Here is a 6,000-nt window from a genome sequence, read left to right on the forward strand (position 1 = left end):
GACATTTCACCTCGCAGAAATACCTCTGCGCGCGGGGAGGTGTAAAATCGCCCTCGAACATTTCGCGACCCAAGGAGGCATTGTGGCCGAGTCCGCTACCCCGGAACAGAAGGTTATCGTCGTCGATTTCGGCGCCCAGTACGGGCAGCTCATCGCCCGTCGCGTGCGCGATCTGCACGTGTATTCCGAAATCGTGCCCTGCGACATCATGGCCGAGGAGGTGCGCGCCATTGCGCCCGCGGCCATCATCCTGTCCGGCGGCCCGGCGTCGGTGTACGCGGAGGACGCCCCCTCCATCGACCCGGAGATCCTTGCCCTGGGCATTCCCGTGCTCGGCTTCTGCTACGGGCAGCAGGCTATGGCCGTGGCGCTCGGCGGGGAAGTGGGACATACCGAGAAGGGCGAGTACGGCCCGGCGGTCATCACGCGGGCGGGCGAGTCGGCGCTGTTCGACGGCACCCCCGGCGAGCAGACCGTGTGGATGAGCCACCGCGACGCCGTGAGCCGCGTGCCCGAGGGCTTCTCTGTCACGTCGCGCACCGAGGTGTGCCCGGTGGCGTCCATGGAATACCCCGAGCGGCGCCTGTTCGCCACGCAGTTCCACCCCGAGGTGCGCCACACCGAGTTCGGTCAGACCATGCTGCGCAACTTCCTGTTCGGCGTGTGCGAGCTTGAGCCGGACTGGACGATGGACTCCATCATCGACGACTCCGTGGAGGCCATCCGCGCCGAGGTGGGAGACGACCGCGTCATTTTAGGCCTTTCGGGCGGTGTGGACTCCTCCGTGGTGGCGGCGCTGTGCGCTCGCGCCATCGGCAAGCAGCTGACCTGCGTGTTCGTGAACCACGGCCTTCTGCGCAAAGGCGAGCCCGAGGAGGTGGAAGAGGTGTTCACGAAGCAGTTCGACGTGGACTTCATCCACGTGCACGCCGAGGAGCGCTACCTGGAGCTTCTGCGCGGCGTGACCGATCCGGAACAGAAGCGCCGCATCATCGGCACGCAGTTCTGGAAGGAGTTCTTCGCCGTGGCGGAGGACTTGGCTCAGGACGGGCGTCCGGTGAAGTACCTGGCCCAGGGCACCATCTACCCCGACATCATCGAGAGCGGCGCGCGCAAGACCGGCGGGAAGGCGAGCACGATCAAGAGCCACCACAACCTCATCCCGTTTCCCGAGGGCGTGCATTTCGACCTGATTGAGCCTTTGGATCACTTCTTCAAGGACGAGGTGCGCGCGCTGGGCACGGCGCTGGGCCTGCCCGACTACATCGTGCACCGCCAGCCCTTCCCAGGGCCTGGTTTGGCCATCCGCATCATCGGTGATGTGGATGCTGAGAAGCTGAACATCCTGAAGAACGCCGATGCCATCGTGCGCGAGGAGCTGGACGCCTACAACGAGCGTCTGTTCGCCGAGACGGGCGAGCGCAACAGCGAGCACAGCGTCTGGCAGTACTTCGCCGTACTGCCCGACATCAAGTCCGTTGGCGTCATGGGCGACGAGCGCACCTACGCCCGTCCGGTGATCCTGCGTGCTGTGGAAAGCTCGGATGCCATGACCGCCGACTGGGCACGTTTGCCCTACGACGTCATGGCCCGCATCTCCGGCCGTATCGTAGCCGAGGTCCCCGGCGTGAACCGAGTGGTGTATGATATCACCAGCAAACCGCCCGCAACTATCGAGTGGGAATAGCCCCAGGTCAGCATTGTAAAATCACTTGCAACGATTCACCGCGATGCACAAGATGTCAGTGAGTTGCACAACGTTGCAAGCCACTGAAAACAAAGCGGAATGACAAACCGACCAATACCCCGAAACTCAAGAAGTTTCGGGGTATTTTTTTGCCCATTAACCTGCGTCTTTGATTCGGAATCATTCCCAAAAGGTGACGCAACCTGAATGATTATTCGGAACATGCACGAACCTGCAACGACATGCAACATTGTGCAATTACGCAAAGCCACCCGTCACGACTCCTTTTGGCAGTTACAACGCAAAACAGGTTGATTCGAATCAAACATGAATCAAACGTCATTTTCATACTTGTTTTTTGAAAAAGGCCAGTTCAGCATAGGGGAATGACAAATCGTCTTTAGCGGTGTTACGGGATCTGATTTCATGCATCCAGGTTAAGAAAAACGGCCCGAAGGCCGCTGATTTTTGATTCGCAATTATTCCTGAAGTGGCTTGATTTCAGTGCAATGAGAGCTTCCATTCAGACAGCTCCTCAGAGCTGATCTCGCCAGCTTTTTCCGAATCAATCATGTGCTTCCAAGTTTTAACCGCCTGGGCGAGTTTCTGGGATTTTTCTACCTTCTTGTCGATCTTCAGAACCAATTCACCGTCAATCTCATCGGGAACGAGCCCAAACTCCCCTTCTAGTCTGAACAAGAGCTCTAGAGCCTGCCGACTTGACTCGAGGGGCACCTCGCGGAGAGATTCGGGGGAGATTCCCAAAGCAGAAGCGATGGACTCTATCTGCTCGACGCCAGGCGTCCTGTTGCAGAGCTCATAGTTCCTGATGGCGGAATCTGTCAACCCACAAGCATCTGCGAGCTCGGCCTGCGTCAGACCCTTCGCCTTGCGGTATTTCCTGATGAGCTCACCGGACCTCATGCAACTCTCCTGTCAGCGTCTAGATAGTCTCATATAGCATCGCATAGACAATATAGCACGAAATTGAACGGTATATATTGACCGTTCAATTTCGAACTATTACTATAGTCGATGATATACCGTTCAATTTCGAACTATTAGGAGGATACATGGATGGAAAAGAGAGGCGCTTGCTAAGCGCTTCTGAGGTCTCGATGAAACTCGGAGTATGCAGGAGCAAGGCGTACGAGATCATCAGGGAGCTCAACCGCGAAATGGAGCAGCGCGGGTGCGCGACCATACCAGGTAGGGTCAGCAGCCAGATAATCGAAGAGAAGTACTTCGGAGACGAGCGCGGGGTGAGAGACGATGGTCGTTAAGCAATCCGACAACGGCACCTGGTTCACTCAGTTCAGATGCAAGGACAAGTTCGGCAACGAGGTGCATAAGTGCAAGAGGGGCTTTTCCACCCCTGAAGAAGCACAGGCATGGGAGGAAGACTTCATTGCCTCGGCGGGCTGCACTATGGCAATGACATTCGGCGAGTTCTTCCAGGTCTATGCCGCCGACGTCAGGCCAAGGCTAAGAGAGCACACCTGGCGGCAGAAGGAATACACTATCAAATCGAAGATCCTGCCCTTCTTCGAGAAGAAGCGGATGGCCGAGATATCGAGCCTCGATATCGTGCGTTGGCAGAACAAGCTCATGAGCCCCGATGCCAACGATGACAAAGGATACAGCCCCACCTACCTAAGAACCGTCAACAATCAGCTAACCGCAATACTAAACCACGCGGCGCGCTTCTACGGACTTAATCCGAACCCCGCCGTACGCACCATGAAGATGGGCTCGAAGGACACCAAGGAAATGAACTTCTGGACGAAAGAGGAATACCTCAAGTTCGCCGATGCAATGATGGAAAGCCCGATGTTCTTCGTTATTTTCGAGATTCTCTACTGGACTGGGATTCGGGAAGGAGAGCTGCTGGCTCTCACACCAGACTCGTTTGACTGGAGTCGCAACACCATGCGTATAGACAAATCCTACCAGCGCCTGGGAGGACGCGACGTTATCACGGATCCCAAGACGCCCAAATCGATACGAACCGTGAAGCTTCCCAACTTCCTCGCAGAAACAATCAGGGACTACCTCTCCAAACATCCCAAAATCGGACCTGACGACAGGATGTTTCCCGTGTCAAAGAGCCAACTTTCACGCGTTATGAAACGCGGAAGTGAGAAAGCCGGCGTTAAGCGCATCCGCATCCACGACCTAAGGCACAGCCACGTAAGTCTGCTCATCGACATGGGGTTTTCCGCCGTGGCTATCGCGGACCGGATGGGCCACGAATCATCGGACATCACCTTCAGGTACGCACACCTGTTCCCCAACATCCAAGACGACATGGCAAACGAGCTTGACAACGAAAGAGGTGGTTTCTGATGCCCTGCCCCAACTACCGACGAAAACGCACCATATCGAAAGCGTTCCGCGTAAGCCCCGAGGAAAACGAGAGAATCGAGCTCCTTTCAAAAGCTGCAGGGGTGACCCAGCAGGAATACATCATGACCAAGCTTGAAAACAAGGAATTCACGATTGTTCCGGATATCCGCACCTACAAGATGCTCCGCGACGAGATGCGGGCGGTGTACCAGGAGCTCTGTCGCATACGCAACGGATCCGATATCGATGAATGCTTAGAAGCGAAGATTGAGCTTCTTACCGAATTGTTTGCAGGTTTAAACGACACCAAGACAGACAGTCCTCTGCAACAAGCCGATGACCTCATATCTGGCATGGAGCGACGATAAAAAACACTATAGCCCCAGTTCGTCTATGAGTTCTTTCATTGCGATGGCCCACCGAAGCTGCGTCGCAATAAAACTCGACCATTTTTCCGGCTTGCCTTTAATGTCATAGCCGTCTTTGTAGAACCGAAGCCCCGATGCCTTCTTGGCATCGAAAGGGGCTGCCTTGAGCTGAAGAACCGCCTCAAATCTATCCCTCAAGGAAATTGCCCTGTGGCCAATTTCCTTGTTGTCTGGCACGTAGAATTCAATTCCTATGCGTTTATGCTGCGTGTCAATGAGAAGTGCCATATGATATTCAGAACTGCCACACCCAAGCGTGCTCCAATGATCTTTCGAAGGCTTGCGGGGCTTGAAGAGAGCCATAAACTCTGAATTCTCTTGCGCAATCTCATGATACTTAGTCCAGTACGACAGCTTCACTCGTTCCGTTTCCGTGAGCTCACCAGACATTTTCACCATCTTGGTCCACTCGTTGGGCTGCTCAACGACCTGGAAGCGAGGTGCAGGATCAGAATCTCCAATCTTCCAAAGTTGAATCTCGACAAGAAAAAACCCGAAATTGCTGTCGGTATGCTGATTGAGCCACTCGATAGCTTGCTTGTGCTCATCTCGCGCGTGGGCAACTATCCAGATAACGACCTCAGCATCCTTTCCAGCAGCGTATGTAATGATTTATTATAAAATAAAAAGAAACGGCGGCTTTGATTTTTCAAAGCTGCTGCGGAAATCAAAGAACGACAAGCAACAGTTCTGATTTTGCTCCAATATGGTTATTGGGGGCACAAATTAAAATCAAAAAAGAGCCGATAACAGCAGTATTTCAAACTGCATATTATCGGCTCTGCGTCTGTGCGTCTGGCTCTTTTAATTAAATTATTTTTGTTGTTTTTTGGCTTTATTATATGTATTAGCTAATTGTCCACAAGCTGCTTTAATCTCTCTACCATGAGAAACTCTCATGGTAACTTCAAGTCCTGTTTGCTCTAATTGATGTTTGAACGCAACCATTTCTTGTTTTTGTGGTGCTCTAATTTTTGAATTACTCGTCGGGTTGTATTGCAGCACGTTAATCATAACATTTTTGCCCTTAAACCATTTTGCAAGTTGCCTTATATCTGAGGAACGGTCATTTATACCTGGTAAAAGTAAATACGCAAATACCACTTTTCGATTATGCCTTTGTGAATAGGACAATGCTTGCTTAACAACATCTTCAATAGCGTACATGTGCATATGAGGAATGATACAGTTTCTCGCAGCCTGTGTTGCTGCATGTAAAGATATTGTCAACTGAATTTTTAGATGTTCTTCGCGCAATTTTTTTAATTGATTAACTGGACCAACTGTTGATACGGTAATGCCGTCGGTTGGAAAGTTAAGTCCATTTCTATCTCGAAGAATATGGATTGCTGCAATCAAGTTGTCGTAATTGAATAAAGGTTCTCCCATTCCCATAAAAACGATACGATTTACTTTTTGACGTATCAATATGACCTGCTGGGTACTGTCAATAATCTTGCGCAAATTCCAGCAGGCGACCGCCAGCCGTCGGCATGATCACTCGTCCAGCAGCGACACGTCCAGATACCTCCTCGACCC

General features: G+C 52.6%; 7 protein-coding genes. 4 read left to right on the forward strand and 3 right to left on the reverse strand.

Translation table 11 applies throughout. The features are described from left to right. The first annotated feature begins 82 nt into the window (after window positions 1–82). A complete protein-coding gene (gene guaA, locus ACW4QM_RS04295) occupies window positions 83–1,687 on the forward strand; it encodes a glutamine-hydrolyzing GMP synthase (RefSeq protein ID WP_161128393.1) in 1,605 nt (534 codons plus the stop codon). A 501-nt stretch (window positions 1,688–2,188) separates the two neighbouring features. Here guaA and ACW4QM_RS04300 read toward each other — a convergent pair. Beyond that, window positions 2,189–2,611 carry a helix-turn-helix domain-containing protein gene (locus ACW4QM_RS04300; RefSeq protein WP_455798213.1) on the reverse strand — a complete coding sequence of 141 codons (423 nt, stop codon included), beginning with the start codon at window positions 2,609–2,611 and terminating at the stop codon, window positions 2,189–2,191. 149 nt (window positions 2,612–2,760) lie between these two features. Between ACW4QM_RS04300 and ACW4QM_RS04305 the strand changes: the two genes are divergently transcribed. Genes ACW4QM_RS04305 through ACW4QM_RS04315 form a run of 3 tightly spaced genes read left to right on the forward strand, consistent with a single transcriptional unit; the run spans window position 2,761 to window position 4,401 of the window. Then, window positions 2,761–2,970, forward strand: coding sequence for a hypothetical protein (locus ACW4QM_RS04305; RefSeq protein ID WP_195347164.1), 210 nt, complete (start codon window positions 2,761–2,763; stop codon window positions 2,968–2,970). After that, a complete protein-coding gene (locus ACW4QM_RS04310) occupies window positions 2,960–4,033 on the forward strand; it encodes a site-specific integrase (RefSeq protein WP_455798214.1) in 1,074 nt (357 codons plus the stop codon). The genes ACW4QM_RS04305 and ACW4QM_RS04310 overlap by 11 nt, the downstream gene beginning before the upstream one ends. Beyond that, the gene (locus ACW4QM_RS04315) at window positions 4,033–4,401 is read left to right on the forward strand and encodes a plasmid mobilization protein (RefSeq protein WP_455798215.1); all 369 of its coding nucleotides are present in this window, start codon (window positions 4,033–4,035) and stop codon (window positions 4,399–4,401) included. The genes ACW4QM_RS04310 and ACW4QM_RS04315 overlap by 1 nt, the downstream gene beginning before the upstream one ends. Window positions 4,402–4,407: 6 nt before the next feature. On the opposite strand, the gene ACW4QM_RS04320 is transcribed toward ACW4QM_RS04315, so the two are convergent. After that, the gene (locus ACW4QM_RS04320) at window positions 4,408–4,860 is read right to left on the reverse strand and encodes a DUF4268 domain-containing protein (protein ID WP_455798216.1); all 453 of its coding nucleotides are present in this window, start codon (window positions 4,858–4,860) and stop codon (window positions 4,408–4,410) included. 414 nt (window positions 4,861–5,274) lie between these two features. Continuing rightward, on the reverse strand, window positions 5,275–5,889 hold the full coding sequence (locus ACW4QM_RS04325) for a radical SAM protein (RefSeq protein WP_455798217.1): 615 nt from the start codon (window positions 5,887–5,889) through the stop codon (window positions 5,275–5,277). Between the last annotated feature and the right edge of the window lie 111 nt (window positions 5,890–6,000).

The sequence above is a fragment of the Adlercreutzia sp. CNCM I-6207 genome, from assembly GCF_977072305.1.

Bases quoted from the DNA above. Each gene is read 5' to 3' on its own strand.
- ACW4QM_RS04305 (WP_195347164.1), top strand. From the start codon at position 2,761: ATGGATGGAAAAGAGAGGCGCTTGCTAAGCGCTTCTGAGGTCTCGATG.
- ACW4QM_RS04300 (WP_455798213.1), bottom strand. From the start codon at position 2,611: ATGAGGTCCGGTGAGCTCATCAGGAAATACCGCAAGGCGAAGGGTCTG.
- ACW4QM_RS04315 (WP_455798215.1), top strand. From the start codon at position 4,033: ATGCCCTGCCCCAACTACCGACGAAAACGCACCATATCGAAAGCGTTC.
- ACW4QM_RS04310 (WP_455798214.1), top strand. From the start codon at position 2,960: ATGGTCGTTAAGCAATCCGACAACGGCACCTGGTTCACTCAGTTCAGA.
- ACW4QM_RS04320 (WP_455798216.1), bottom strand. From the start codon at position 4,860: ATGGTGAAAATGTCTGGTGAGCTCACGGAAACGGAACGAGTGAAGCTG.